Source organism: Planococcus rifietoensis, from assembly GCF_001465795.2.
GTDB classification, from domain to species: domain Bacteria; phylum Bacillota; class Bacilli; order Bacillales_A; family Planococcaceae; genus Planococcus; species Planococcus rifietoensis.
In genome coordinates, this window is sequence record NZ_CP013659.2 from 2,121,502 (window position 1) to 2,146,943 (window position 25,442).

The following is a 25,442-nucleotide window of genomic DNA, read 5'->3' on the forward strand; positions in this document are numbered from 1 at the left end:
GGCTATTTCCGGTCTTTATCTACCGGGGGCCGCAAATATTCTTCCAAATGCTCATTCGGTAATGAAAACATCGATTCTACAGGCGAATAATTCCCGGCAAGCCGACCGATCGGCGCGAGCTTTTTCGTATCGATTCTGCCCTTGTCATATAATTCATCCTGGATGTGATAGCGCAGCACCTGTCCAATTACAAGATGATCGTCGCCAAGCGGAATGACCTGCACCAACTCACATTCCATGCTGACAGGCGACTCTTTGACACGCGGTACCGAAACCACTTCCGACGAAGCAGGCGTCAAGCCTACATAAGCGAATTCATCAATCTCCGGTGCAACATGCTCCCCGGTTTTCGCCATTTCATTCGCAAGGGACGCCGAAACGATATTGACGACAAACTCGCCGCGCTCCCGGATATTCGTCAGCGTGTCTTTCACTGTGCCTGCCCGGGTCTCGACCCCTTCACCGATGGAAAAGATCAACATCGGCGGATTTCGCGAGGCGACCGTAAAGAAACTGAAAGGCGCCAAATTCAACTCGCCACCGGACGATACGGATGATACCCAGGCAATCGGCCGCGGCAACACGCTGCCGATCAGCAGTTTATAATTTTCCTTGCTCGTTTGTTGTGCAGGGTCGATAATCACGAATGTCCACTCCCTTTTCTATTCCTCCGAACCGTTCTGCTTTGCATGATCGATCGACTTCTGCAGCAAATAGCCGAATAGCGAAATTCCCGCCAAATACGGCAGGATCATCATGCCGAAGCCGGTCCCGAACTCTTCCATAGTTCCCATAACTTGAAGATACAGCCCCCAAGCTATGTACAGTACATACCCGACTGCCACAAAACCAAGCCAGATGTACCGCTTCAGCCACCAGGGCAATAATAGCGGCGCCAGCAAAAATACCCCCAATTGGATGTGGCCCATCCATTCATATACAAGCTCCACCGCTTTCACGCTCCAGCCATTACATAATTATCCAGCCAAATCTCCAGTGCCTTTCAGCCGTATTTCCCACCCGTTGATGTTAGTTTAACCTTTCGCCATCAAGCAGCTTGAACCCTTTTTCCGTGAGTTTTTCCCTACAAAAAATGCACATTTTCTTGCGTGGTCAGGCCATGGAGAACGCCATTATTACGCGCACCGAATTACTAAAATAGGCCTACAAAATAGTCATGTTTTCTGTCATTTCTGACAATATAGGTTTATAATACAGTTAATAATTAGGGAGGTGTCCTATATGGAATGGGAACGCAAGCTCGCCCAGTGGCGTGCTGAAGGGCTCATCGATCAAGAGACAGCTGAGCGTATCCAAGCGTTTGAAACCCGTCAGCCGAAAAAGCGTAAACTGCCTCTTTTGCTCATCATCGGTTTGATCTTTTTCGCGCTCGCCGTCTTCAGTTTTATTGCCGCCAACTGGCAAGCCATACCGGCAATCGCGAAAGTCGGCATGGTCGTATTGCTCATGTGGATTTTTTACGTACTTGCTCATTTCTCCGAGAAAAAACATTTTGGCCATCCCGTCATTTTCCGCATACTCGGCTATGTGATGTTCGGCGCAAGCCTAGTCGTGACTGGCCAAACCTTCCATCTCGGCACCGGTTCGAGTATCGTGCCATGGGCGTTGTTCATCGCTGCCATCGCACACTTCTTCATTTGGCGCCATGCCGCATTTACCGTATTGGCGTTCATTAGCGGGATCACCATCCTGACATCGGCAGCTCCTGGCATCGGCTTGATCGAATGGCTGCTGTTCATCGCCGTTACGCTCGCTTGGTTCTTCCTGAGTAAAGACGGGCCGACGATGATCTTCAGCTGGCTCCTGCTGCTCGGTTCCGGGTTTCTCGTATGGAGCATATGGGACATCGACAGCCCGCTCGTGCCGATCTGGACCTTGTTTGTGCTCACCTTGCTGTTGCTGCTGATCCCAAAAGACAAGCAGAAACTATTGAGCCCACTTTATTTAATCGTTGGGGGCATCCAGCTGATCGTCTTCCTGGCGATCCGCGGGGAAAGCGATATGGCTTTCGCCGAATTGACCATGCCCGAATCGATCGCTCTTGCAGCAGCGGGGGCTGCAGTGCTGGCACTTGCCTACTTCCGCGAACGCCATTTGATGTGGCTTGGCGTGCTTGGGCTCGTCGGTTTCATGCTCTTCGATGAAACGGCCATCGCCTTAGCCATCGTCGCGGAATTGACCGCGCTCGCCTATTTGATCATCGCCCAGCGTCAAGATCAGCCGCTCGCTTTGGGCTTCGTTTATTTCATCGTCGTCCAATTCGTCATCTATGTCATCTATGCGTGGGAACGGCTCGACATGTCGCTGTTCTTCCTGATCGGCGCCATCCTGCTGTTCGTGCTATCAGGCATCGCCTGGTGGCTTAACCGCAAGAAAGAAGGTGCAGTGACATGAAGAAATGGCTAATGCCTGTTCTGCAGACCGTCTTCGTCGCATTGCTCGTCGTCAGCTTTTACGCCACTTCCTGGTTCGGCGAGCAATACTTATTGCGTGCTGAACCCTACGATCCGTTCGATCCGTTCTACGGTGAATACGTCATGCTGCAGTATCCCGACCTTGACGCACCTGCTGGAATATCCGACGGCGCCGTCTACTTTACCTTAACGGCAGGCGAAGATGGCTACGCCGTCATCGACCGCATCGAGGAGCGCCCGTTCTTCGGCGCCATCAACGGCAGCAAATACGACCGCCGTGTTGTCGCGCCGCAGCTTGAAAACTTTTATGTCGAGCAAGGCCGCGGCCCTGAACTTGAAGAAGCGGTCGACCTCGAAGTCACCATCGACGTTGCGCCTTGGGGTTCCATACGCCCCGTCAGTATCGCTCCAAGAGAAGAATGATGGCATAAACAAAACCCGGCATGCAGCATGCCGGGTTTTTCGTTTGGCTTGAATCTATAAAGTGGCGGAAAAGATGATCGGTAAAGGCGCATTTCACTGCACTTCTCCGAGTACACTCGCCCGTTCTAGCAAGCAGCTCCGGTAATATTGATCCATCTCTTGCCACAGCGCTTCGTTGCTGAAATTCTGGCGCACCCATTCCGCTCCGGCAGCTCCTAAAGCCTCGCGCAGTTGAGCGTCGCTGATCAACGTTTCCAGTTTCGCCATGACGTCTTCGTGGTTATCAGGGTCGACCAAATAGCCAGTTTCTCCCTCGACCAAAGTATCGCGCGCACCCGTGACGTCCGCTGCAATGACCGGTATTCCCGTCAGCGCAGCTTCAGCCGACACATTGCCGAACCCTTCTCGTTTTGTCAGGAATAAAAACAGATCCATCAAATGATAAAACGGTACGGGGTCCAATTGGTAATCTTCGTGGACGATATGCGGGTGGGTGGTAATGGTCTCGCGCGTCCACTCGGAAACCGCATCCGCCGATTCGTAATCGCCGACGATGAGCAGCCGCAAATTCGGATACTGTGCATGCAGCTCAGTAAACGCACGCACCGTTTCGTCGATGCCTTTGTCTTTCGTGATCCGCCCCATCGACCCGAGTACAAGTTCTTCGCCGGTCCATCCATATGCTTGGCGTTTTTCCTCCACACGCCGTTTCATCTCGTCATCCAGCCCAAAACACTGCAGGTCAAAACCGTTGACGCTGCCATGACCGAGAATTTTAATTTTATCGGCTGGGGCGATGCCAAGCTCGACAATTTGGCGCTTCAGGCTCGGCGATACCGCCAGCATATGAGTTGAGGATGCTGCGGCGATTTTCTCTGCCATCAGCAGGATGTGCCTCTTGATGCCCCCGGTCGTCTCGAGGCGCAACCCCAGCACATTATAGATGCGCACCGGCACCCTGCAGAAATAAGCAGCAAGTGATACAATCAACCCCGCTTTTGGCGTTCCGGCATTGACGATATCCGGCTTTTCCGCACGGATGACGCGCATGCAGGCAAACAGCGACTCTAGATCTTTTTTCAGGGCAATTTCTCGCTCCATATTGACGTGCAGTACCTTCACGCCTTCTTCTTGTTCAAAGATTTCCGCATAGCTTCCTTGTGAACTCAACGCTGTCACTTCATAGCCGCGCGTTTCCAATGTCTTTAATTGCCCCTTCACCAACTGCAAGCTTTGGGCAATGGTCATGGCGTGCAACACTTTTGCTGTCATGATGGACCGCTCCCTTTCAGGCCCCTTGCACCGCTTGGGCAGGTGCGGCCGGGCTGCCGATTTGTTCGAGTAGTTCCTTCGCGTAATGGGTGGCGTTATTCTTTTTCACGGAAAACACTTTCTCGCTGCCGCGGATCAGTTTCGTCAAAACTTCACGTTCATTGGCAAGTGCCTGGTCAATTTTCAATTCCGGATTGAAGAATTCATATGCTGTAAGCAATGGTGAGCGTAAATAGTTGAATTCATAACGGTTCAAGTTCATCAATTTCTGGAGCGCTACAGCTTCCGTTTGTTCTGCGACATAATCATCCCCGCGCTCAAGAATGGCGACATGCGTTACCACTTGATGGTCGAGTATCGACTGTTCACCGACATATTCCGTAATCGGGTCGGGCTTTTTGAAGCTGATGTATTCCATCACCGGCAACAATTTATCGACGCGGTTCTTGATCTTCGCGCCCATTCCCTGCTCGACAGTGGAGTAATAGCGGAATGTGCTTGTCCATGGCACAGAATGGATGGTTTTGCCATCTGTGATCGCTAAGTCCTCTGCGATGAATTCCGCGCCATGTTCCATGCAAGCCGTCATGCTGCTCAAGGTTTTGCCGGTATCCGGCGGGGCAAACACCGTCAAAGTCGACTCATCTTTCTTGAATGCGGAACAATGAATCGGCGCATAGCCTTTTTTCAATAACAACAGTGTCGCAAGGTCAGTCATGATATAGCCAATGGAATGAAGATTCATGATCCGGTGGGTGATGAGTTTATAGTAGGCACGGTTGACGGTAATTTTCGGCTCCTCCGTCAAAAAGCCTTCCGCACGGATGCGCATGCGCCCTTTGCCGGCGTAATTTCGTGTGTAGTAGATTTTGTCTGCCCCTGGCGTACCGCTGAAATAATGATATTTGCCCATCGCTTCATGTTCCGCATCGTCATTGAATTCCTTCAACTCAACTTGCATGCGGACCACACAGCTTTCGTACTGTTCCCTCGTGCCTTCGGGAACGTTATGGCCATAAGACCAGCCGAAACTTTTGATATTCGTTTTGACACCCAGTACTCCAGCAGACGCAATATAATAATATGTTTTCAAATGAAACTCCCCTTTGGTTTAAAATTTTCCCCGCATGACCCGAACCCTTAGTTCAATTCGCCGGCTGGCACCAGCGATTCGCCGAGGCAGTTTTTATAAAAACTGTCCAGCTCTTTCCATAGCACCTCGTTGCTGAAATGAGTGCTTGCCCATTCCCGCCCGGCTTCCCCAAACCGTGCGCGCAAACTATCGGATGCTATCAGCCTGTGGATCGTTTTCGTGATTTCCTGGAGGTTTTCAGGATCTACCAGCAAACCGGTTTGTTCGTCGACGATCGTATTTCGCGCACCCGTGACGTCGGATGCAACAACCGGAAGCCCGCATAAGGCGGCTTCGATAGAGACATTGCCAAAACCCTCACGTTTTGTTAGGAAAACGAAAATGTCCATCAAATGGTAATATGCTACGGGATCCGGCAGAAACCCTGTTTTGGTGATTTTCGGATTGTTCTCAATTTCCCATTTCACGCTTTCTTCCACCGGGTCATCGTCTTCATAGTCGCCGACGATGAGCAAGCGCAGCTGCTCGTTGTCCAGGCTCAATAGCTTGAAAGCGGAGACCAGTTCATTAACGCCTTTGTCTTTTGTCAGCCTCCCGACAAATCCAAGAACGACATGATCTTTGCGGATTTTATAGCGCTCGCGAAGTTCATTTCCGGCTGCCTCAATTTCAGGGGTGGGTTGGAATCTCGCAACATCAAACCCGTCTCCGCTGCCTTTTCCGAGCACGCTGATTTTTTGTTCACCGGCGATGCCGAATTCAATCGCGCGCTCTCGCAAACTATCTGATACCGCCAAGCAATGCGTCGCAGAAGACGCGGCGACTTTTTCCATAGTCAATAACAAATTGCGCTTCCACCCCGCTGTCGTCTCCAGCCGCAAACCGCGCATCGTATAGATCCTAACAGGCACGCGGCATATCCTTGCAGCCACGGTGACAACAAGGCCGGCTTTTGGCGTGCTGGCATTGACGACCAATGGCTGCTCCCGGCGAAATAGCGCGATGCAACGGGCAAGCGATTGCAAATCGTGGAGCGGTGAGATGCCCCTGTCCATCGGCAATTCGAGCATTTCCACATGTTCGCTTGTGCGAAACTCCTCGAAACCCGGTCCCTTGGAACTCAACGCTTTCGGGTCGAATCCACGGTCTTTCAAGTAGCGCAATTGGCCATCCATAAAACTCAAACTTTCCGAAACAGTAACGGCGTGGATCAGTTTCGTTGTCATGGCATTACCCTCCGCTCAGCTTTTTTCATAAATTTCTTCTGTCCGGAAAATTTTGACGACTGTCTGCACTAAAATATACAAATCCAGCCGCAGACTTTTGCGATTGATGTAATCGATGTCGATGTCAATTTTTTCATCCCAGCTCAAACTATTGCGCCCGCTCACTTGTGCGAGGCCCGTCACTCCCGGTTTCACCATCAGCCGCTGCTTCTGGTAATCGTTGTAGTTGTCGGTCTGGTCGATGACAGTCGGGCGAGGGCCGATGAACGACATATCGCCTTTGACGATGTTGATCAGCTGAGGCAATTCATCGATGCTTGTTTTGCGGAGAATATTGCCGACTTTGGTAATGCTCGGGTCGCCGTCGAACGGATTGATGCGGTTGCGCCTTTTATCCCGCCCGTGCTCCATCGTCCGGAATTTGTAGATCGTAAAATGCCGCCCGTAAAGCCCTCCGCGTTGCTGCTTGAACATGGCGGGCCCTTTTGACTCGATGCGGATCAAGATGGCAACTGCTAGCAATAATGGCGATAAGACCAATAACATCAAAGCGGCGAGTACGACTTCCAGCAACCTTGCCGCCGCGTTCGAGCGCTTTGGCTTCTTTTTTTCCTCACTGAAATCTCCAACAATCATGGGCTTTCCCCTCCTCACATTCTCCATAAGGTCACCTTCTCCGGCTTATCATTCCGTTCCAATATGCTTTTGACATCAAAAACATAACCTTCTTTGCCTTCAAGCAAGCGCTCGAACAGTTTCCATCCCGCCTTCCGATAAACTTCATGCGGCACCGCGAGTATGACCGATACCGCCGGAAGCAGTTCCGCCTGACGCGTCAACAAAACGCCGCCCACACATTCCGCCTGCCCTTGTTCAAGCTGGGCATCTGCCACCTGAACTTCCACGCCGTATTCTTGCAACTCTGAAACAAGTTCCAGCACTCCGGATTCCGGCAAGCCGCTGGTTCCATCTTGTTTCACGATGCCGAGCACAGTGATGCGTGCTTCGTGGATGACGACTTCGTTCTGGATCAGCTTCTTGACGATCCGCTGCGCTACTTGCCGCCCTTTCTTCTCCCCTTTGCACCAGAATTGGTCCACGCTGTGCCATGAAACCGGATGGTCCCCGAGGAGATCTGGCTCGAATTTGATAAAGCCCCGCTTCGTATTGGCGGTTTCCAATACATCATGCGTGTCAATTCCTTGCTGATTCAAAGTCAGCGCCACTTCGTTCATCAATGCGATATTCACTTCTTTTTGGGCGATTTCGAGCAATTGGGCAGCTTCAGCGACACGAATCGACTTCGCTTTGTAAATGCCGCCGTCATGGATCGGCGCAAATAAATCGGCAAGGTAGTCAGTGACCGGCCCACTTTGTCCCGCAATCACCTTGCGCATTTTCGTCGCTTTTCCTTGCGGGTCGCTGCTATGCCATCTGGATGGTGCAAAACCGACGAAAAACTCTTTTCCGGCGGTAAATCCGGAATGCTGCTCGAGCAGGGGGATGCAAATTTCTTCCGTTGTGCCAGGGTAGACCGGAGCTTCGAAAATGAGCACCGAGCCTTTTTTCATATGCTTTCCAACGATGCGGCACAATTCCGAAAGCGCGTCCAATGTATAGACAGGGCGCTTTGAACCGGTCATCAGGAGGATGCCGGCATCAGCCAAGTCGCCGGCTTGGTCGGTAAAAGCAATGCCATTTCCCTCAAATCCGGCTTTTTTGGAGCGATCCAGATCGAATACGATGACCGGATAAACGGTGCCGAATGTCGTCGCCGCAAGCAAGCTTGTTTCGCCGGCTCCAACGATCGCGATTTTCAAGTTTTCCATCATGAGCCCACCTTCTCCCCCTTTTTCCCTGTCCATTTCGTCTTGGTGAATTCAAGCAATTGTTTGCTATTCGCTGCAGCGTACGACAGCAATAATAGCGGGATGATTTTATTGCGATGGCGCATAGCCGTCCCGGCACTTTGCGTTCCGTACGAATAGATGAAAACGGTCATCCCAATCACCAGCAGGATGAATATTTTCGTTCTAACCGGCATTTCGCTTCGGAACAGGCCGTACAGCGTAGCACCGATCAAAAACAGGTAGACGCTGGAATCAAACAGGAAGCTGACAATATCCCCAGCTCCCCGCCAGTCGAGCGGAAGCGGCGAAAACAGGAAGTAGAACATTTTGAGCGGTGCCACGAGCAGCGCTGCGACACCCGACAATCCACTGAAACTCGCCAGGTAGACTGAACCGCCTTCAGCAAAAATCTCATAGTCGACTGTCCCGCCTTCTTCTGTGACGAATTTACTCAAGAAAACATCTGAGTTCTGGAAAACAAGAAATGCGATGCCGCCAACAAACAACAAATAGATGAGGGGTGTCGAAATTTTCCTGCCCATCTTTCCACGCTCCAACCAGACAAACGATGCGATATACACGAGCAGCAAACCGATCATGCCGGTATGGAACATCATCGCCAGAATCGACAGCACGACAGCCCAGCCGAACTGGAGGAACGAACGCTCCCCGATCCAGCGCAGGAAATAATACAGCGACACCGTCGTAAAGAAGATGATCAACGCTTCCCGCAGCAGGATGCTCGACATGAAGATACTGTTCGGCATAAGCGTGAAGATGAGCAAAGCGATAAAACTCAGTTTCTTCTCGATCTGCAAATAGTTCAATGATTTAAAAAGGAATACGGCTGAGAACACCCAACACGCGATATTGAGGAATTGCGAGTAGGCCCGCTGTTCCCCAATCATGTAATAGAGCCCTGACAGAAACGGCACATATACCGTGGATGTTTGTTCGAGAGGATATTGGCCGTTTGCCACCAGCACGGAAACTTCATGGAAATATTCCGTATCCGTGCCACTCGAGAAGATCCCAATCGATGGCACGTACAGATCGATGAATAAAATGACCACCCGCACCGCGAAGCCGGCAAAAATGACGAACAGCCATTCATTTTTCAAGGTACGGTATAAATACAATGAAATGGCGACGATTCCGGTAAAGACGAGAAGCATCGCATAGCCATCACCCGGCGGAAGAAAATCTTTGATCAAAAATGTTGCGAGAATCTGTATCACAAAAAAACCAAGCACATAAATCATGAACCCCACCCCCTCTTTTCAACGTCTAGCTAATGCCATCAACCTGGCCTTGTAATAGGCGATATCGCTCAGTTGCAACATCGACAGCATCGCTGCATACACCAAAATCCCTGTTAACACACCGATGAACAAAGCCGGAATATCGCCCATCAGCAGCAAGGAAACTGAGAATGCTGTTCTTGCCGCGATGCCCATGACGATTGCGGCGAGTAGGCCTTTCGCCAAATCGACCATCAGCCGGCGACTGTCGAGTGAGCCAATTTTCCGGACCAGCGATGCATACAACAGCACCGTGCTGACAATCGCCGCGATGCTGGTCGCAAGTGCCAAGCCGTTCAGCCCCATGACACGTGATAACACCAGGTTCAATGCGACATTTAGAAACATAGCGCCGAATGCGTTAATCATCGGCGTGCGTGAATCTTCTAAGGAATAAAACACTTTCGACAACACTTCGCGCAGCCCGAATCCGAGTAAGCCCAGCGCGTAGAAGAACAACAAGCCCGTCGTCATTGCTATGGCACGTTCCTCGAATGCCCCGCGCCCGAAGAGCAGTTCCGTGATCTGACGGGAGAAAATCATCATGCCTACTGCAGCGGGTATGACAATCAACGAGACGGTCGTAATGATTTTTCCGACAACGGCTTTTAATTCTTCCATATTTTTCCTTACGGCCAATTTCGAGATTTTTGGGAACATCACCTTCACAACCGCCAGTACAAAAATCGCCTGGACGAAGAACACGATGCGGTGGGCATAGGTCAATGCGGAAATTCCGCCTTCCGCCAACTGCGAAGCGATCGTCCGGTCGACCAGGATATTGACTTGGTCAGCCGACACCCCGATAATGACCGGAATCGCGAGCATCATCATTTGTTTTAAATCTCGGTCTTTCAAGTTCAGCACCAATTGATGGCGATAGCCGCTTTTGCGTATAGCCGGTATCATGTACAAAAACTGCACAATGACCGCAATGACCGTTCCGATGGCAAGCATCATGATGTCCATTTTCGAACTGACCACAATCGTCGTGATCAACAATACGTTCAACGGCAAGCCACTCAGCACTGTCGGCAGGAAACGGTCTTTCACTTCTAAGTAACTGGTGAAGATGAAGATCAAGGCAGTGAAGTACAGCGTCAGCGAAATGATTCGCGTGAACAGCACCGCGACGCGCAACGTCTCCCCTTCAAACCCGTAGGCGAATAGTTTGACGATTGGCACCGGGAACACCAAGAGCAGGATGACGAGCACTGTCGACAGCAGCATGACTGCATTGGTGACGTTTGCCGTAAAGTGTTCCGCCGCTTCGCTGCCACGTTCTTCACGGATTTTCGTGTAGACCGGGATATAGCTTGCGGCGATGCCCATGCCGATAAACGCAAAGAACACCGTCGGGATATCGGTCGAGATCAAGTAGGCGTCGGTCAGTCCATCGGCACCGTAGAAAAACGATAGGAAGATATCCCGTGAAAAGCCGAGAACTTTCGTGATGATGACGACGAACATGATGGCGATGACTGTTTTTTCCATAGTTTCAACCTCTTTTGTGTTCATTCTGGAAGCCAAGATCCGCTCCCGAAGCAGTGATGCAGCTTATCAATCGATCCGGCCATCTGTTTGCAGCAGCGTCCCTCCTTAGATATTGGCGCGGACGGAATCCTGTTGTTGTTAATCCTATGGGGCAGAGGTTAAAAGAGGGTTAAACTGTTTAGGTGTTTTGAAAAAGCTTTGGATAATTCGAAATATTTTAATAGAGAAGATTACAATCGGAACTTTGTGGGGAGGAGATTGCGCTTCAAGGGGACGCTTTCCGGAGGGCTCGCATTGAGCCGCTTCGATCGCTGCGCGCTCTGCAGGGTCTCAATTGTCTCGCTAATCCTCCCGGAGTCGCCCCTTTCCGCTCCATCTCTAGTTTTAGAATGGACGGCATGCTTTCTTCCATTGGTATTTGCGTCAATAATTTTATGCATCCTTCCAAGAGAAAAGGTGAAAGTTATAACATCTTTATAATTGCTATATCCAAATAAGCGTCTCCCACTAGTGGATGAATATAAGAAAAAGATGCTTCATCACTCAAAAGCATCAATGAGATCTATTAGCCGAACCGCGCATATGGGCGAGCCGACGCCATAAGACAAGTGCCCTTCTTGACTTATGGCTAAAGGCAACCCCTAAGCGGGAGGCGGCTGCTTCGTGATGAAAAGATCGACAAACCATTCGTCTCACTCACAAGCCTAAATAAGCATCATCCACCAGCGGATGAACGCGAGAAAATAACATCCTTCGTCAATTACCAACTTCAGTGGAATGTAAAAGCCGAACCGCGCACACGGGCGAGCCGGAGTAATGAGACAAATGTTCTTCTTGGCTCATTGCGGGAGGCCAGCCCCAAGCGGGAGGCGGCTGCTTGATGATGCTAAAAATCAATGAACCATCCTTATCGCTCGCTTATCCACCTAAGCCTCATCAACCAGTTGATGAAATTGATGGATAGAGATATGCCATAATGCCATCTCGCTAGCTAGCACAGCTAACTTTCCCGTTACCCAAAGATCTTCAACAACATGGCAATAAAAAAGCCCGCCATAAACGCGGCGGGCGCTTGGTGATTTCATGAAGTTTCATACGCTGCTCAATTGCTTGCTGGCATTCGCACGGTACGCCGGGAAGAAGTGTTCGTCCGAATTGGCTCTGAACTTTTTGCACAGCTCTTCGTAGATCTCGGCGTTCCAGATTTTCCGGCCGGTATAGAAACGATAGCCGGTGTGCTGTCCGAATTTTTTCTTGAACTTGTACAAGGGATCATCCAAGTCGTTTGTCCGGCCGCCCCCTGCATGAATCAACTTAACGCCGTTTTCTTTGCCCCAACGCACCGCGCCGTATTGCAAGACGTAGATTGGCGACAGCTGATGGAAATCGTGGACGGTACCCGACAGATGTGTGTGCATGATGCCGTCATACAAAAAGTGCAGCTCTGCAGCGATCACTTGGCCATCGTAAATGGCTTCGGCCAAAATGATTTTGTCAGCGAATTTCAGCAGGCAGCTATCGAAATATGCATCATCAAAGAAATAATAGGAATCGGCGTGGACGCGGCTCATCGTTTCATAATAGATTTCCTTGAAACGGGCCAGGTCGCTTGGCGCCACGGTAATGCGGCACGTGACGCCCGCATTCAGTGAACGGCGTAAAGTTTTTCTGGCGGATTTCGAAAACTCGGAAGCAACCGGATCGTCGAAGCCATCGAGTGTCGTTCCGACCGTTTCACGCTGGAACGTGACGTCGTAGCAAGTGGAAAAATCGCGAGCGTTGTCGAATATCGGATGAAAGCGGACAAATTCGCTGACGATGCGTTGGTCTTTGCAGTACTTGCAAAACGCGTGCTCGAAAGCAGTGACCAAATCGGAATGGCAGCCTGTCGCACAGCGCGTGATCCGCGGGCCTCCGTATCCATAAGGGGTGATGGCGTCATACCACCTCTCCCCGTGGATCAGCATCGGGATTTCACGTTTGATAAACAGATGCCTAATTTCGCCGTATGCGCTTTGAAACACGTACTCTTCACATACTCCGTGCTCCATCCTTTCGTAGAGCTTGCCGTACGCCTCTTCAAAAAACAGGTCATTCAATGGGTCCACTTCCTTTCATCATGCGCCGCCTAGACGCGGCTCGCTTCCAAATGCTTTTTGCAGCGGTAGGCAGGGAAATAATCGGTCGCTGCATCCGCCGCGTTGAGTTCGCATAATTTCTTATAAACCGGCTTATTCCATATCTTCTTTCCGATGTAAAAGTCGAATCGGGTATTTTTCCCGAACTGCCTCTTGAACATCAGCAAACTATCATCGGGGTCGTTGGTCCTCCCGCCCCCGTCGTGGATTAACCGGTAGCCGTTCGCTTTCCCCCAGACTGTCAACGCATATTGCAGCACATAGGCAGGATACGCATGGTTGTAATCGCTCAAAGTTCCTGACAAATGCGTATGGATACGGTCTTCGTAAGTGAAGTTCAAGCCCATCCCTATAACTTGCCCGTCACAGATCGCTTTGGTCAATAAGATGCGGTCTGCAAAATATTTAAGGCATTCTGTGAAATAATCTTCTTCAAAATAATAATAAGCATCGGCATTATTGCGGCTCATCGTCTCATGATAGATATCCTTGAACTCGCCCAGGCTTTTGGGATTTTCAATGATCTCATATATGACGCCCGCCTCAAGCGCTTTGCGGATGTTTTTTCGTGTCGATTTGGAGAACTCGCGTTGGACCGGATCCTCGTATGCCGCCAGATTGGTTCCCACGGTCTCGCGCAGATACCGCACTTCATAGCATTCCTCAAAATCCAGCGCATTCCCCAGTACCGGGTGGAACCGGACGAATTCACTGATAATGCCATGCTCTGCGCAATATTCTCCAAAAGCTTGCTCAAATTCTTTGACCAATTGGGTTTTTCTTCCTTCTGCACATATTTTGATGACTGGCCCCCCGTAGCCATACGGAGTGACAATGTCGAAATACGGTCCACCTGTTGCGGTAATCGGAATCTCACGGCGGATAAACTGATGTCGCACACGGCCAAGTGGGTGGTCAAACTCGAACACTTCACACCGGCCATTTTCGATCACTTCGTATAACCGGCCGTAATTTTTTTCGAAATACAAATCCTTCACACGCTAAACCCCATTTCTTCTTTTGTTGTTTGTGTCTGTTCCCCCTCCGGATTCTCTCTCTTAAACCTCGCTCGTCTCTTTGGCTGGCCGTTTCCGGTAAGCCGGAAAAAACTCATCCGTAACGGCAGTGTTTGCTTCTTTGCAAAGCCTTCTGTAAATTTCTTCATTCCACACTTTTTGGCCGCTGTAGAATGAAAAGCTCGTATGGCGCGCGAATTGCTGTTTGAATCTCAATAGGTTATCGTCCGGGCTGTTGGTCCGCCCGCCTCCTCCGTGTATGAGGCTGATGCCATTTTCCTTAGCCCATAGGACCGTGGCATACTGCATGATATAAACCGGCGACAAGTGATGAAATGCCTCATATGTTCCGGACAAATGAGTATGGATCAAATCGTTGTAGACAAATTGCAGCTCCATGCCGATCACTTCGCCCTCATAAAGTGCTTCAACCAACAAGAGCCGCTCCCCGAACGACTCCAGCAATTGAGTGAAATACTGTTCATTAAAGTAATAGAACGAATCGGCTTGGTTGCGGTCCATTGTGGCAAAGTAAATCCGCTGAAAATCTTTTAGGTCCCTCGGCCCGAGCGTTACCCGGAATTCAACGCCATCCCGCAGCGCCTTGCGGATGTTCTTGCGCGCCGAAGAGCTGAACTCAGCTTCTACCGGATCGTCATAAGCTCCAATTGACGTTCCGACCGTATCGCGCAGATAACGCACTTCGTAGCTTTTCCCAAAATCCTGTGCATTGCCAAGCACCGGATGGAACCGGATAAACTCACTGACGACGCCTTCTGCTTCGCAATAAGCAGCAAATGCTTCTGCAAAGGCGGATGCCAGCTCTTCCCGATGTTCCGGCGGACAGCCCGTCATCAGCGGGCCTCCGTATCCATATGGCGTGACAATGTCAAAGTAGCGTTCAGATCCGAGCAATATCGGAATTTCGCGCTTGATAAACAGATGCCGTACGCGCCCGAGCGCGTGATTAAACTCAAAGACCTGGCACACGCCTTTCTCTATTTCTTCATATAATTTTCCATAGCGCTCATCGAAATAAAGATCCCCCATCATCTTTTCCTTCTTTCTCGTTGTAAGTTGCGAATACTTCCCCCCAATGCCTGGTGGAGTTCCTGCCATCGCATGCACTCCTTTCCAATTGAAATCCTTGATTAGCACCTATCCTAAAAGGCCCAGGTTAAAGATAGGTTAAACAAGCCCCTTTTTTATAAAATACGTATATATAGACAAAAGTGCCTGAAAAGGGGACAACATTCTTTGCGAAAATGAATTCATTTACTTAATATAGGAAATATAGAACTTTCAAAGAAGAGGTGCATACGGATGAAGCTATACAAATGGCTCGGTAAAGAACAAGAAACCGATACGCTGAAAGACCAGGGCTGGTTCGTTTTAACAAATGGCAGCGACGTGGCAGCCATCAATGAACAAGAAGTTCCGGCTGGCGACCAGATCGAAGCTTACGAAGTGCTTGACCAAAAAGGGCGTCTTGAAGAGGGGGCTTACGCCGTTTTCAATAATATTCCGGTTACTGAAGAAGGCCGCGAACTGTTTGAATCGCGCTTCCAGAACCGCGCCGGGCTCGTCGAAAAAGAACCGGGCTTTGCCGCGATCCGCATCTTGCGGCCGCTCGATTCCGATACGTATGTCATTCTCACCATGTGGGAAGACGAATCCGCCTTCACCACTTGGCAATCGTCCCAAGCTTACTCGCACGCACATAAAAAACGGGGCACGTCGGAAGGCATCGACAAACGCCCGAACATCTTCCCGCGTCCATCGTTCGTCACCACTTATTCCAAATAAAAAGAGGCTTCCAATTGGGAGCCTCTTTTTCTGTGGAGAAGTATATGTGTATCGATCTATTCGAATGAATTAGACAGGTGCGCAGCGGAATGCCTTTGGCCATTTCTTCGTAAGCTAGCTCTTGTACGCGGTTCGGCTGATCGATTTCACTATATTTTGCATACGAACAAGTGTCGCTGTTCATTATCTTCATCCGCTGATAGTTGGACTTGATAGCTGCGAAGATGTTTGGTGTTGATTCAGAGCTGTCCAAACTATTCATGCTAATTTCAATGACAGAGGAATCTCATTTCCATACTAAACTTAGAGCTGGAGCGGAAAAGAAAAAACCGCAGCAACTGCTGCGGTTTGGTTTAGGTCACTTTTTCTCCTGCCAGATAGCGGGCGAGCACCATGTCTTCGCCGGTTTCCGAGATGACTTCAAGCGACCGGTTGATGTCGCGGATCGTCCCGTTCAGCTCCTCCATTGTCTGGCAAACGATATTGAAGCGGCCTAGCATTTGTGAATAGGAGCCCGTCACTGTAATCTCATCGCCCACTTCTCGTGTCGGCACCCAGGAAATCACAGAGGGAAAATCTAGAATTTCCTCCAAACCCTTGATTTCACTAATGGTTCCGGGCCCTAGAAGCACCGATAGATTGCAGGATGGATAACGCATGAAACCGTCATCGAAATTGCTTAAATCGTATCTCGCAATGTCTTCCCCAACAGCAAAGTCAATCATCATTTCCAGCAAATTGACATCGGTCTGCCGTTTGACGATTTGATAATGCTGCTCTCCGCTCAGCCTGTAGCCCATCTCATAAATAAAGAACTCTCCATTGTCGTAAAGCGACTGAATCAGCACGAGCCCGTTCTTGAGCCCCATGCCTCTCAGCATCTCCCGGATATTGACATCGTGAAGCGCAATGAATTCAGCGAGATGGCTCGATGGGTAAATTGTGGCGACCGGCAGCGGTGGGCTTTGGCGCCCTTGATTATGGACGAAGCGATCTGTTACAGCGGATAAAATCACTTCCCCATTTTGCAAGGTGTAATACATTTCGACACCATGGTTTGTATCGATAAAGCGCTCGACAAGAACGCGGCCATGGCGCGAAAAGCGTCTGGCTTTTTCGACGGCATCGTATAATTCTGCTTCGTTTTGGCAGACAGTAATCCCTTTGCTGGCGTAGCTGTCGACCGGTTTGATAATGACCGGATACCGAACCGGCACCCCATCGCCTTTTTCGTATTGTTCGATGACCGGCACATTGAATCTTCGGCAAAATTCCTTGAACTGGTCTTTATTGGAACTAATTTCCAAATGCTCTTTTGTTGCATAAAACGGCAAACCAAGCCGGTCGGTCAGCAATTGGGCATTCCACGTGTTGATGTCGTCGAAAGCCGTCAGCACGCCATCGATTTGTTCGTGACGCGCCATGTCTTCCAGGGCGTCGATGTCAGCAGTGCTAATATGGTACGCTTTATCGGCATTTTTCTTTGCGGGCGATTCCTCGTTATTATCGGTGACAATTGTATACAGGCCCATGTTTTTAGCAGTTTCGACGACGTCGATCATATGCGTGATGCCGCCAAGGATAAGCAGCTTTTTCTGATTTTCCACGGGAAACACCCCCTTCAGTCTATTCGGGTATTATTGACTAGAGATTTTTCTGATTGCTCGAAATTATTTGTTTTCCTTCTTCGTTTGTAGAACAAATTTACCAACCGGGGTATTGTTTTGTCAATCTGAAAATCTGAAAAAAATAAAATTTCTTCCTATTTAAAAAGCTTTACCTCTTTTTAACCCCACAACCCTACTGTGAAAGTAGCAAGAACACCATTTATTTTAAGGAGGCAGTGAACCATGGCAGTTCCTACTAAACAAGCGGTTCCGGACATTTTCTTTACGCCCGAATGGAACGAAGCATACGCCGCACATGAAGGAGGGGAATTCCAGCAATTCGAATGGAAAAGTGAACTCGGGCACATCATCTATCCTTTCATCAAACGTCCGGTGCCGATGTTAGAAGGCTGGTTCGATACAATTACCGCATTCGGCCAAAGCGGCCCTGTCATTATCGATGCCAAAGAAGGGCAGCGGCGGGCTTTGGTCGATGAGTTTGATGCGGCATTCCAGGATTTCTGCGAACAGCAGTGCATCGTTTCCGAATACATCCGCTTCAGTTCATGGGTTAAGAATGCAGAAGATTTCTTCCCACTCTATGGCCTCGATATGCGTGGCATCGTCATGTATATCGATTTGACCGTCGACGATCCTTTCCGCTTTGAATTTTCATCTGCCGCCCGCCAGCAAGTGCGGCGCGCGCTGAAAAACGGCGTGACGCTCGAATATGATTTCACTGGGGACACATTGGATGATTTTTGCCGTTTGTATGACCTCACCGCAGACCGCAACGAATTTCCGGATCATTATTTATTCGCTCCGGAAATGCTGAAGGAATCCTTCAAGCATCTAGAAGGCAAGCAATTCCTGCTCAATGCGAAATACGACGGCAAGACCGTCTCTTCCGCATTGATCGTCCACCACGGTGATTATATGCATTATCATCTGGTCGCCAATGACCCCGATTATTTTCGCTGTGCCGGAAATTCATTGATCATGGCGGAAGCTTGCCGCTACGGCAAAGAACTCGGCTTTTCCCAATTCCATTTGGGCGGCGCTTCCACTGAAGCCCTCTACCGCTTTAAACGGCGGTTCACCAAAACAGAACCGCTTGAGATCTTGACCGGCAAACGCATCCGCAACAGCGATATGTATGGCAGGCTGACTGAACTAAAAAGGCTTCAATACGGCATCGAAAACACTGGCCACTTTCCTTTATACCGAGGATGAAAAAAGCGCTGGACCCAATTTTAGGGCCTGGCGCTTTTTTTGTGCCGATTGAAAACATAAAAAAACAGCGGGGAACATGCCTCACTGCTTTTAGCTTTATATTAAGAAGCATTTACTTTAGCCGGTTGGAACCGGGCCATGATCATATCACTGCCGTCTTCAGAGCGAATATCGAGCGTCCGGTAAATCTGTTCGATGGTTTCCAGCAGCGCCTGTTGTGAATTTGCGACCACATTAAAGCGGCCAAACATTTGTGAATACGAGCCTGTCCGCTCAATCGCCTCGCCTTCGAAACGATTGATGACGCAGGAAATCACTTCCGGCATCGCTTTCACTGCCTCCAAGCCGCGGACTTCCGTAATCGTCCCCGGACCTAGCAAAATTGGCAAATTAGCGGACGGGTACGGCATCGGGGCATGGTCGAATTGTTCGATCGGATGGTTAGCCGTGTCTTCGCCAACCGAGAAATCGAGCATCATCTCCAATAAATGGACGCCTGTTTGCTTGTGGATAATATGATAATGCTGCTCGCCGCTGAAACGGAAACCCATTTCGTATACATAGATTTTGCCGCCGTCATACATCGTCTGAATGAACACCAACCCGTTTTCGATGCCTATATTCCGAATCATTTTGCGCACCGCCGGATCGACTTCTTTGATATATTGCTGTTGGTGCTGCGAAGGAAACAACATCGCTACAGGCAGCGGCGGATGTTCTTTCGATTGCTTATGGGTGAAGCGGTCCGTAACGGCAGTCAGGACGAGATGGCCATCCCGCGCGGTATAGAATGCCTGGACGCCGATGTCCGACTCAACAAAGCGCTCGAGCATAATTTTCCCCGATTTCGATTCTCCGACTGCCTTTTGGACCCCCTTTGTAAGTTCCTCTTCCTTATAACACACCGTGATTCCTTTGCTTGCGTAGCTATCAACCGGCTTGACGATGACTGGAAATTCCACCACAGGGAGCTCAGGGTCCTGCACCGGGTCACATTCATATTCTTCAATGACCGGCACGCCGAATGTCCGGCAATACTCCTTGAAACGGTCTTTATGCGAAGTGATCTCGAGCTGTGCGGGGGTGGCATAAAACGGCAAGTGGAGCGTTTTACACAGCGCGACCGCATGCCATGTGTTGATATCGTCGAAAGCCGTAAACACGCCATCGATTCGCTCTCTCCTGCCGATTTCAGCAAGCTTCCGAATATCTGCAGTACTGATGTCATACGATTGGTCGGCAATTTTCTTCGCTGGCGAGCCGACCATATTGTCGGTGACGATCGTGTAGTAGCCCATGCGTTTGGCTGTCTCCACCACATTGACCATATGGAATGTGCCGCCAAGGATCAAAATTTTCTTTTTATCCATCCAAAACCCTCCACTTCGCAAATATCATGTACATATAGTATAAGTGCTAATTCAAAATAACTAAATAACTCGATAAGCGTAATACAAAAATACCAATTAAAAGCAGAACCGTCAATAAAAATCTGAAAATTCAGGTATAAACTCCTTTTCAACTTAAAGGCGTTGTATGTGAAACCATCCAACTCTTATCGCTTCTATTGTAATAAGCGGTGATTTTGTAACCGATTCCTGCCGGCGCGAGCACCCCTTCGCTGCCGGGACGGTTATTGACCTTGGCGTTATCGCAGACGAGCCGCACTTCCTGTCCACCGCTATGTTCAACGAAGATCTCTACTTCTTCGCTGAATTTATGGATCGGGGCTGGCGGCAGTTTGACGGTTTCCGCTTCGGACGCCCCGTTTTTCTTATTGACTGTCATGCGTGGTTCGTCTTTCATATCAAGCGGAGAGCGGCCGCCTTCAGGCACGTATTGATGCAAGCGCCCGTTGTAAAGGATGCTCGTCGTATCGTATTGGTATTCTTCATTGTATAAAGAAGTGATCGAGGCAAGGCCGTCTCCCATGCCATCGCGCGGTTTTGCAAGGAGCGGCTCGATGACGCTGAGCCCTGCCGCATAATCGAGCAGGACATTGGCATAGCCGTTGTTCTCAAAATAGCTATGGTTGATGCTGCCGGAATACGCTGGCGTCGTGTTTATCGCGCCGCTGCCGATATGGATGCCCGCGATGCCGTTCGAATCGAAATTGCCGCCTTGAATATGGTGTCCATACAATCCGCGCACCATCAGGCCGGTCGCTGCGTTGCCGACGAAATGGCAATCGTAAATCCCGTAGACGTTATTATCGCTGCCACGGTCCGTCTGCAAGCCGCAGCCAAGATGGATTTTATAGGGCGTTCCCGGCGACACCGTCTCTTTCAAAGGCGGCGACACCGTGATGCTGCGTGGGCCGACTTCATCGATGTGGTAGACAGACCCTTCTCCGGAACCCACTTTGAAATAAGCGCCGACATGGACATCTCGCGCGGCTGGATCGAGTTTCATGAATGAAATATTCGTTCCCCGGCCTGAAGCACCGCTGCCTTCGATGACCGATCCATTTTGCGAAAACTGGCACAGCCGATCGAATACGCAGAGATTATTATTGCCTTCTTCTAAAATCTGCAAACCGTGGACAGATCCCCACATAAAGGCAGCTCCTGAAAATAGTTTATCGCGGATTTCACTCGCGACCATACACACTTTGACCAGCTGGGTATAGCCATTTTCGGGATCGGTCCCCATGAACTGGATGCCCTTGACCGAGCCGCTGCCGCCGCGCATGCGCACCAAATAATCCATCGGTTCAGACGGTGCGATGCGCGTCGTCTCCGAACTATGCCCGATCCACGAGACAGCTGCCCCCATGCCCCATTCCGGCACTTCAATGGGGCCGCTGATGCGATACAAGCCCGGTGGAAAAAACAGATTGCCGCCTTTACTCGTGCCATATGCGGCATCGATCGCTTTTTGCAGCGCTTTCCGGTCATCGACTTTGCCGTCACCGATCGCTCCGTATGATTTCACGTTGAATAATTGGTCTGCAGTCTTTTTCGGACTCCACATTTCGCGGACGATATCCTCTTTATTGCGCGGAAGCAATTCTTTCTCCCTCGGTTTTTTCCAAAATGCCATGATTGTGCCGCCCCTTTGCTCACTGAATGTCGTACGACGATTCTACCTGCTAAATGTTAAAAAACGGTTAAAAATTTTTAAAATGAAAAACAGCTCCCAATAACCGGAGTTGTGCCGGCGGGAGCTGCCCATGAAAGGTTCTATTTTACTAAGGTCGGTGCATGGCCTTTCATCAATTCCATTCGTTCAATCAGTGCCGCTGCCCGCAGCACTTTCTCTTCTTCAAAAGCCGGACCCATGATCTGTAATCCTACTGGCAAGCCATCTTTTACCCCTACCGGAATGCTGAGCGCCGGTAAGCCGGTCAGATTTCCCGGCCCCGTAAAGCGGATCACTTCATCCAAGAAACTTAATTCCTGGCCGTTGACATCCACCGTCTGCGAACCGATCGGCGGGGACAGGAACGGCAAGGTCGGGCTGATCAGCACATCGACGCTGTCAAACGCTGCGGCGAATTCCAGATCTAGTTTCCGCCGGATCTGCTGGGACTGGACGTAATCGACGCCGCTCATCAATTCGCCGACTTCGAGTAAAAAGCGCACGTCTTCGCCGTATTTCTCCGGCGATTTCAATAAATTCGCATGATGCACAGCGCTCGCTTCTGTCGTGATCGTCACGAGCTCCGCAAATTCCGCTTGCTTCAAGGACGGAATACTGACAGGCTTAATGACCGCACCCGCATCTTCCAGCTGTTTCAAAACGTGTCGCACTTGTTCGTCCACACGGCTATCGACGTTTTTAAAGAAATATTCCTCCTCAATGCCGATGACTAAATCTTTCGCATCGCTTTCCAATAAACCTGAGAAATTCTTCGCCGGGCGGTCGATCGAAGTCGGGTCTTTCGGATCGTAGCCGCTTAATAATTCCAATAACAATGCCGCATCGTACACCGTCTTTGTCATCGGCCCGATATGATCGAGCGACCAAGCGAGCGGGAAGCAGCCGTATTTCGAAATGCGCCCATGGGTCGGCTTAAGCCCGATGATGCCGCAGCTCGACGCCGGGATGCGGATCGAGCCGCCCGTATCCGTACCGAGGGACGCAATCGACATATGGGACACCACCGCAGCACCCGATCCGCCGCTGGAGCCGCCTGGAATCTTCGTTAGGTCCCACGGGTTTTTGCACGGCCCGAAATGCGGATTGGTCGTCGTCGCGCCCCACGCATATTCGTGCATATTGAGCTTGCCGGTGAATGTCACACCCGACATCTTCAATTTCGAGACGACCGTCGCATCGAAATCCGCCACGAACTCACTGTGGATGCTCGATCCCATCGTCGCCTTCTCGCCTTTAAAATACAGAATATCTTTTAGTGCCATCGGAATCCCATGAAGCGCGCCGCGATAATTGCCGCTTTGGATTTCCTGTTCAGCTTGGGCGGCAGCTTCCAGTGCTTGTTCTTTTTGCACGCTTATATACGCATTGATGTCCCCGTCGTATAAATCGACGTTTGCCAATACCTGCTCCGTCAACTCGACAGGCGACACCTGTTTCGATTGGATGAGCGGCGCCAGTTCCCCGATGGATTTCTGCGCGAGTTCATTGCTCATTTCTGCTCACCTCCAGGAATATGCGTCAAGGCCATATCCAGGTCTTTCAATTGTTCCTGGTTCACCGTCTTGCGCAGCTCCTCGAATCCTGCCATCTGTCCAACGAGCATTTCTTTATGATGATCCGGGACGTTGATGCCTTTCCTCTCCAAAACTTCGTGAATGTCGAACGCCACATGAATCCCCCATTCCTGAATTTTTTCTGAGGTGTAGGTCCTGCTGATTACCGACAGTTTACCATTCTTCTGTGTCAATTAACAGATTGTTCTGAAATCAAATAGTTTGCATTCGAATTTAAAAGCAGTGATTAGAAAAGCTTCCGCTTTTCGACTGCGTTGCAGGGGGCTGCTTGCCGTGGGGCGGGTGTTGAGCCAACGTGCCAAAAAGCTCGGCACGTTTGTCTCGCCAGCCCGCGCGGTCCCACAGGCGTCAGCCCCCTTCCACTCCGTCTCTAGTTTTAAAGAGGAAGGGAGTTTCTTCTATCTGCTCGACTGAAAGTATTAAAATGCTTCAGGCTTTGTAGGCCGTATCACATGAACCAAAGACAAGGAGATTACGAGTGTTAATTTCACCGAAAGCTTTTCGAATTAACATCATAGGTATAGATGCTTCATCTCGGGAAGCGATTCCCCCACTAGCCGGCAACTAGTTACAGAAGCAGATCTGACTAAACAAATTCGAATCAATGGAATTTTTCAGCTGCCGAGCGTAAAAGGGTGTGCCGATGCCGTAAGACAGGTGCTTTTCCTGGCTTATGGCAAGAGGCCAACCCAGAGCACGGCGGCGACCAATAAGATGAAGATCAAATAAAATATCATAACACTTCCACAACCACCCCCCTCGCTGTCCAATCTAAGCTTTTCCAGGGAAGCGATTCCCCACTAGACGGGAACTTCATTTAGAACCAGAACTGTTTGAACTGTCTTCAACCAACGAAATCTCTCAGCCGCCCTGCGCCAAGGGTGAGCCGATGCCGTAAGACAAGTGTTCTTCTTGGCTTATGGCAAGAGGCCAACCCAAAGCAAGGTGGCGAATAGTAAGTTGACGCAGAAATAGAATGTAAGAACATTTTCACTACCAAACTCCTGCCCCCTTCTTTCCATTCTCTCTTGAGAAACCCTTCAGCAACCAGCCCGAAACGAAAAAAAGAAGACACAGCCAAGGCCGCATCTTCTATCAACTACTATTTATTTCGCCGTCACGCCGCCGTCTACCGGAAGCTCGATGCCCGTGATGTGACTGGCTTCATCTGATGCGAGGAACAACATCGCATTGGCGACTTCGGTTGCATTGCCAAGCTCAGGAAGCGCAATTTGTGCGAGGAAATGTGGGCGGAATTTTTCACTTTCCATGTATTCCGCACTCATCGGCGTCACGATATATCCCGGATGAACAGAGTTGACACGGATGTTCTGTTTGCCGTAATCGACAGCTGCCGCTTTTGTAATCGACCGGACAGCTCCCTTGGATGCCGTGTAAACGCCCGCTCCGGACATGCCAGTCAACGCTGCGATCGATGACACATTGACAATCGATCCGCCGCCGTTTTTAATCATATGCGGAATCGCCAGCTGCATGCCGTACATAACGCTGTTCGTATTGATTGCAAAGCCCTTCGCAAAATCTTCTTCGGTTTGGTCCAGGAAATCTTTAGCCACCGAAATGCCTGCGTTATTGACGAGAACATCGATCTTGCCGAAAGTTTCAACGGTCTGACTGATGACGGACTGCCAATCTGTTTTGTCTGCCACATTCTGCTTCATCGCCACCGCTTCAAATCCCGCTGCTCGTACAGCTTGCGCGACCTTTTCCGCCGCTTCCACATTAATGTCAGTGGCGACGACTTTCGCTCCTTCTTTTGCAAACAAGCGAACAGCCGCTTCTCCCATGCCAGATCCGCCGCCAGTGATAATGGCTACTTTGTTTTCCAATCTCATTATAATCACCTCGAAT

At 50.1% G+C, this 25,442-nt stretch carries 22 protein-coding genes; 4 read left to right on the forward strand and 18 right to left on the reverse strand.

What is annotated here, in order from left to right; genetic code table 11:
* Positions 1–2: 2 nt before the first annotated feature.
* Both AUC31_RS10580 and AUC31_RS10585 read right to left on the reverse strand, forming a co-directional pair.
* A complete protein-coding gene (locus AUC31_RS10580) occupies positions 3–644 on the reverse strand; it encodes a flavin reductase family protein (RefSeq protein ID WP_058383234.1) in 642 nt (213 codons plus the stop codon).
* Positions 645–662: 18 nt separating this feature from the next.
* Positions 663–950: a hypothetical protein gene (locus tag AUC31_RS10585; RefSeq protein WP_157073488.1), complete on the reverse strand. Its 288-nt coding sequence runs from the start codon at positions 948–950 to the stop codon at positions 663–665.
* Between the two features lie 292 nt (positions 951–1,242).
* Here AUC31_RS10585 and AUC31_RS10590 point away from each other — a divergent pair, with 292 nt between their 5' ends.
* Positions 1,243–2,415 carry a DUF2157 domain-containing protein gene (locus AUC31_RS10590; protein WP_058383232.1) on the forward strand — a complete coding sequence of 391 codons (1,173 nt, stop codon included), beginning with the start codon at positions 1,243–1,245 and terminating at the stop codon, positions 2,413–2,415.
* Positions 2,412–2,858, forward strand: a complete 447-nt coding sequence (locus AUC31_RS10595; RefSeq protein WP_058383231.1) for a GDYXXLXY domain-containing protein — start codon at positions 2,412–2,414, stop codon at positions 2,856–2,858. Before AUC31_RS10590 ends, AUC31_RS10595 begins: the two co-directional genes overlap by 4 nt.
* 93 nt (positions 2,859–2,951) lie before the next feature.
* On the opposite strand, the gene AUC31_RS10600 is transcribed toward AUC31_RS10595, so the two are convergent.
* From AUC31_RS10600 to AUC31_RS10645, 10 genes are all read right to left on the reverse strand, one after another.
* Positions 2,952–4,130: a glycosyltransferase family 4 protein gene (locus AUC31_RS10600; protein WP_058383230.1), complete on the reverse strand. Its 1,179-nt coding sequence runs from the start codon at positions 4,128–4,130 to the stop codon at positions 2,952–2,954.
* Between the two features lie 16 nt (positions 4,131–4,146).
* A complete protein-coding gene (locus tag AUC31_RS10605) occupies positions 4,147–5,223 on the reverse strand; it encodes a hypothetical protein (RefSeq protein WP_058383229.1) in 1,077 nt (358 codons plus the stop codon).
* A gap of 47 nt (positions 5,224–5,270) precedes the next feature.
* Positions 5,271–6,449 carry a glycosyltransferase family 4 protein gene (locus AUC31_RS10610; protein WP_058383228.1) on the reverse strand — a complete coding sequence of 393 codons (1,179 nt, stop codon included), beginning with the start codon at positions 6,447–6,449 and terminating at the stop codon, positions 5,271–5,273.
* A gap of 15 nt (positions 6,450–6,464) precedes the next feature.
* Positions 6,465–7,085 (reverse strand): sugar transferase, encoded by a 621-nt coding sequence (locus tag AUC31_RS10615; protein WP_058383227.1) that lies wholly within the window; start codon positions 7,083–7,085, stop codon positions 6,465–6,467.
* 14 nt (positions 7,086–7,099) lie between these two features.
* Positions 7,100–8,278: a UDP binding domain-containing protein gene (locus tag AUC31_RS10620; RefSeq protein WP_058383226.1), complete on the reverse strand. Its 1,179-nt coding sequence runs from the start codon at positions 8,276–8,278 to the stop codon at positions 7,100–7,102.
* Positions 8,278–9,561 carry a hypothetical protein gene (locus AUC31_RS10625; protein WP_058383225.1) on the reverse strand — a complete coding sequence of 428 codons (1,284 nt, stop codon included), beginning with the start codon at positions 9,559–9,561 and terminating at the stop codon, positions 8,278–8,280. Before AUC31_RS10625 ends, AUC31_RS10620 begins: the two co-directional genes overlap by 1 nt.
* An 18-nt stretch (positions 9,562–9,579) precedes the next feature.
* Positions 9,580–11,094, reverse strand: coding sequence for a murein biosynthesis integral membrane protein MurJ (murJ, locus tag AUC31_RS10630; RefSeq protein ID WP_058383224.1), 1,515 nt, complete (start codon positions 11,092–11,094; stop codon positions 9,580–9,582).
* Between the two features lie 1,091 nt (positions 11,095–12,185).
* Complete coding sequence (locus tag AUC31_RS10635; protein ID WP_058383223.1) at positions 12,186–13,193, reverse strand: GNAT family N-acetyltransferase; 1,008 nt, start codon at positions 13,191–13,193, stop codon at positions 12,186–12,188.
* A 29-nt stretch (positions 13,194–13,222) separates the two neighbouring features.
* Positions 13,223–14,230 carry a GNAT family N-acetyltransferase gene (locus AUC31_RS10640; protein ID WP_058383222.1) on the reverse strand — a complete coding sequence of 336 codons (1,008 nt, stop codon included), beginning with the start codon at positions 14,228–14,230 and terminating at the stop codon, positions 13,223–13,225.
* 60 nt (positions 14,231–14,290) lie between these two features.
* Entirely contained in the window at positions 14,291–15,367 is a 1,077-nt protein-coding gene (locus AUC31_RS10645; RefSeq protein ID WP_237150592.1) for a GNAT family N-acetyltransferase, read from the reverse strand.
* A gap of 204 nt (positions 15,368–15,571) precedes the next feature.
* Between AUC31_RS10645 and AUC31_RS10650 the strand changes: the two genes are divergently transcribed.
* Complete coding sequence (locus AUC31_RS10650; RefSeq protein ID WP_058383221.1) at positions 15,572–16,054, forward strand: antibiotic biosynthesis monooxygenase family protein; 483 nt, start codon at positions 15,572–15,574, stop codon at positions 16,052–16,054.
* 353 nt (positions 16,055–16,407) lie between these two features.
* Here the strand turns inward: AUC31_RS10650 and AUC31_RS10655 are convergent, their stop codons facing one another.
* Positions 16,408–17,661, reverse strand: a complete 1,254-nt coding sequence (locus AUC31_RS10655; RefSeq protein ID WP_058383220.1) for an ATP-binding protein — start codon at positions 17,659–17,661, stop codon at positions 16,408–16,410.
* A 243-nt stretch (positions 17,662–17,904) separates the two neighbouring features.
* On the opposite strand from AUC31_RS10655, the gene AUC31_RS10660 reads away from it, so the two are divergent.
* Complete coding sequence (locus AUC31_RS10660; protein WP_058383219.1) at positions 17,905–18,894, forward strand: GNAT family N-acetyltransferase; 990 nt, start codon at positions 17,905–17,907, stop codon at positions 18,892–18,894.
* 101 nt (positions 18,895–18,995) lie between these two features.
* Here the strand turns inward: AUC31_RS10660 and AUC31_RS10665 are convergent, their stop codons facing one another.
* The 5 genes from AUC31_RS10665 to AUC31_RS10685 form a co-directional block, all read right to left on the reverse strand.
* Positions 18,996–20,264: an ATP-binding protein gene (locus AUC31_RS10665; protein WP_058383218.1), complete on the reverse strand. Its 1,269-nt coding sequence runs from the start codon at positions 20,262–20,264 to the stop codon at positions 18,996–18,998.
* Positions 20,265–20,412: 148 nt separating this feature from the next.
* Positions 20,413–21,936, reverse strand: coding sequence for a right-handed parallel beta-helix repeat-containing protein (locus AUC31_RS10670; protein WP_058383217.1), 1,524 nt, complete (start codon positions 21,934–21,936; stop codon positions 20,413–20,415).
* A gap of 140 nt (positions 21,937–22,076) precedes the next feature.
* Entirely contained in the window at positions 22,077–23,489 is a 1,413-nt protein-coding gene (locus AUC31_RS10675; RefSeq protein WP_058383216.1) for an amidase, read from the reverse strand.
* Positions 23,486–23,665 carry a hypothetical protein gene (locus AUC31_RS10680; protein ID WP_058383215.1) on the reverse strand — a complete coding sequence of 60 codons (180 nt, stop codon included), beginning with the start codon at positions 23,663–23,665 and terminating at the stop codon, positions 23,486–23,488. Before AUC31_RS10680 ends, AUC31_RS10675 begins: the two co-directional genes overlap by 4 nt.
* 1,011 nt (positions 23,666–24,676) lie before the next feature.
* Entirely contained in the window at positions 24,677–25,426 is a 750-nt protein-coding gene (locus AUC31_RS10685) for an SDR family NAD(P)-dependent oxidoreductase (protein ID WP_058383214.1), read from the reverse strand.
* Positions 25,427–25,442 lie beyond the last annotated feature (16 nt).

Excerpts from the sequence above, each read along its gene's own strand:
- AUC31_RS10590 (WP_058383232.1), top strand. The coding sequence starts at position 1,243 with ATGGAATGGGAACGCAAGCTCGCCCAGTGGCGTGCTGAAGGGCTCATC.
- AUC31_RS10595 (WP_058383231.1), top strand. The coding sequence starts at position 2,412 with ATGAAGAAATGGCTAATGCCTGTTCTGCAGACCGTCTTCGTCGCATTG.
- AUC31_RS10600 (WP_058383230.1), bottom strand. The coding sequence starts at position 4,130 with ATGACAGCAAAAGTGTTGCACGCCATGACCATTGCCCAAAGCTTGCAG.
- AUC31_RS10610 (WP_058383228.1), bottom strand. The coding sequence starts at position 6,449 with ATGACAACGAAACTGATCCACGCCGTTACTGTTTCGGAAAGTTTGAGT.
- AUC31_RS10615 (WP_058383227.1), bottom strand. The coding sequence starts at position 7,085 with ATGATTGTTGGAGATTTCAGTGAGGAAAAAAAGAAGCCAAAGCGCTCG.
- AUC31_RS10620 (WP_058383226.1), bottom strand. The coding sequence starts at position 8,278 with ATGGAAAACTTGAAAATCGCGATCGTTGGAGCCGGCGAAACAAGCTTG.
- AUC31_RS10625 (WP_058383225.1), bottom strand. The coding sequence starts at position 9,561 with ATGATTTATGTGCTTGGTTTTTTTGTGATACAGATTCTCGCAACATTT.
- murJ (WP_058383224.1), bottom strand. The coding sequence starts at position 11,094 with ATGGAAAAAACAGTCATCGCCATCATGTTCGTCGTCATCATCACGAAA.
- AUC31_RS10645 (WP_237150592.1), bottom strand. The coding sequence starts at position 15,367 with ATGGCAGGAACTCCACCAGGCATTGGGGGGAAGTATTCGCAACTTACA.
- AUC31_RS10650 (WP_058383221.1), top strand. The coding sequence starts at position 15,572 with ATGAAGCTATACAAATGGCTCGGTAAAGAACAAGAAACCGATACGCTG.
- AUC31_RS10660 (WP_058383219.1), top strand. The coding sequence starts at position 17,905 with ATGGCAGTTCCTACTAAACAAGCGGTTCCGGACATTTTCTTTACGCCC.
- AUC31_RS10665 (WP_058383218.1), bottom strand. The coding sequence starts at position 20,264 with ATGGATAAAAAGAAAATTTTGATCCTTGGCGGCACATTCCATATGGTC.
- AUC31_RS10670 (WP_058383217.1), bottom strand. The coding sequence starts at position 21,936 with ATGGCATTTTGGAAAAAACCGAGGGAGAAAGAATTGCTTCCGCGCAAT.
- AUC31_RS10675 (WP_058383216.1), bottom strand. The coding sequence starts at position 23,489 with ATGAGCAATGAACTCGCGCAGAAATCCATCGGGGAACTGGCGCCGCTC.
- AUC31_RS10685 (WP_058383214.1), bottom strand. The coding sequence starts at position 25,426 with ATGAGATTGGAAAACAAAGTAGCCATTATCACTGGCGGCGGATCTGGC.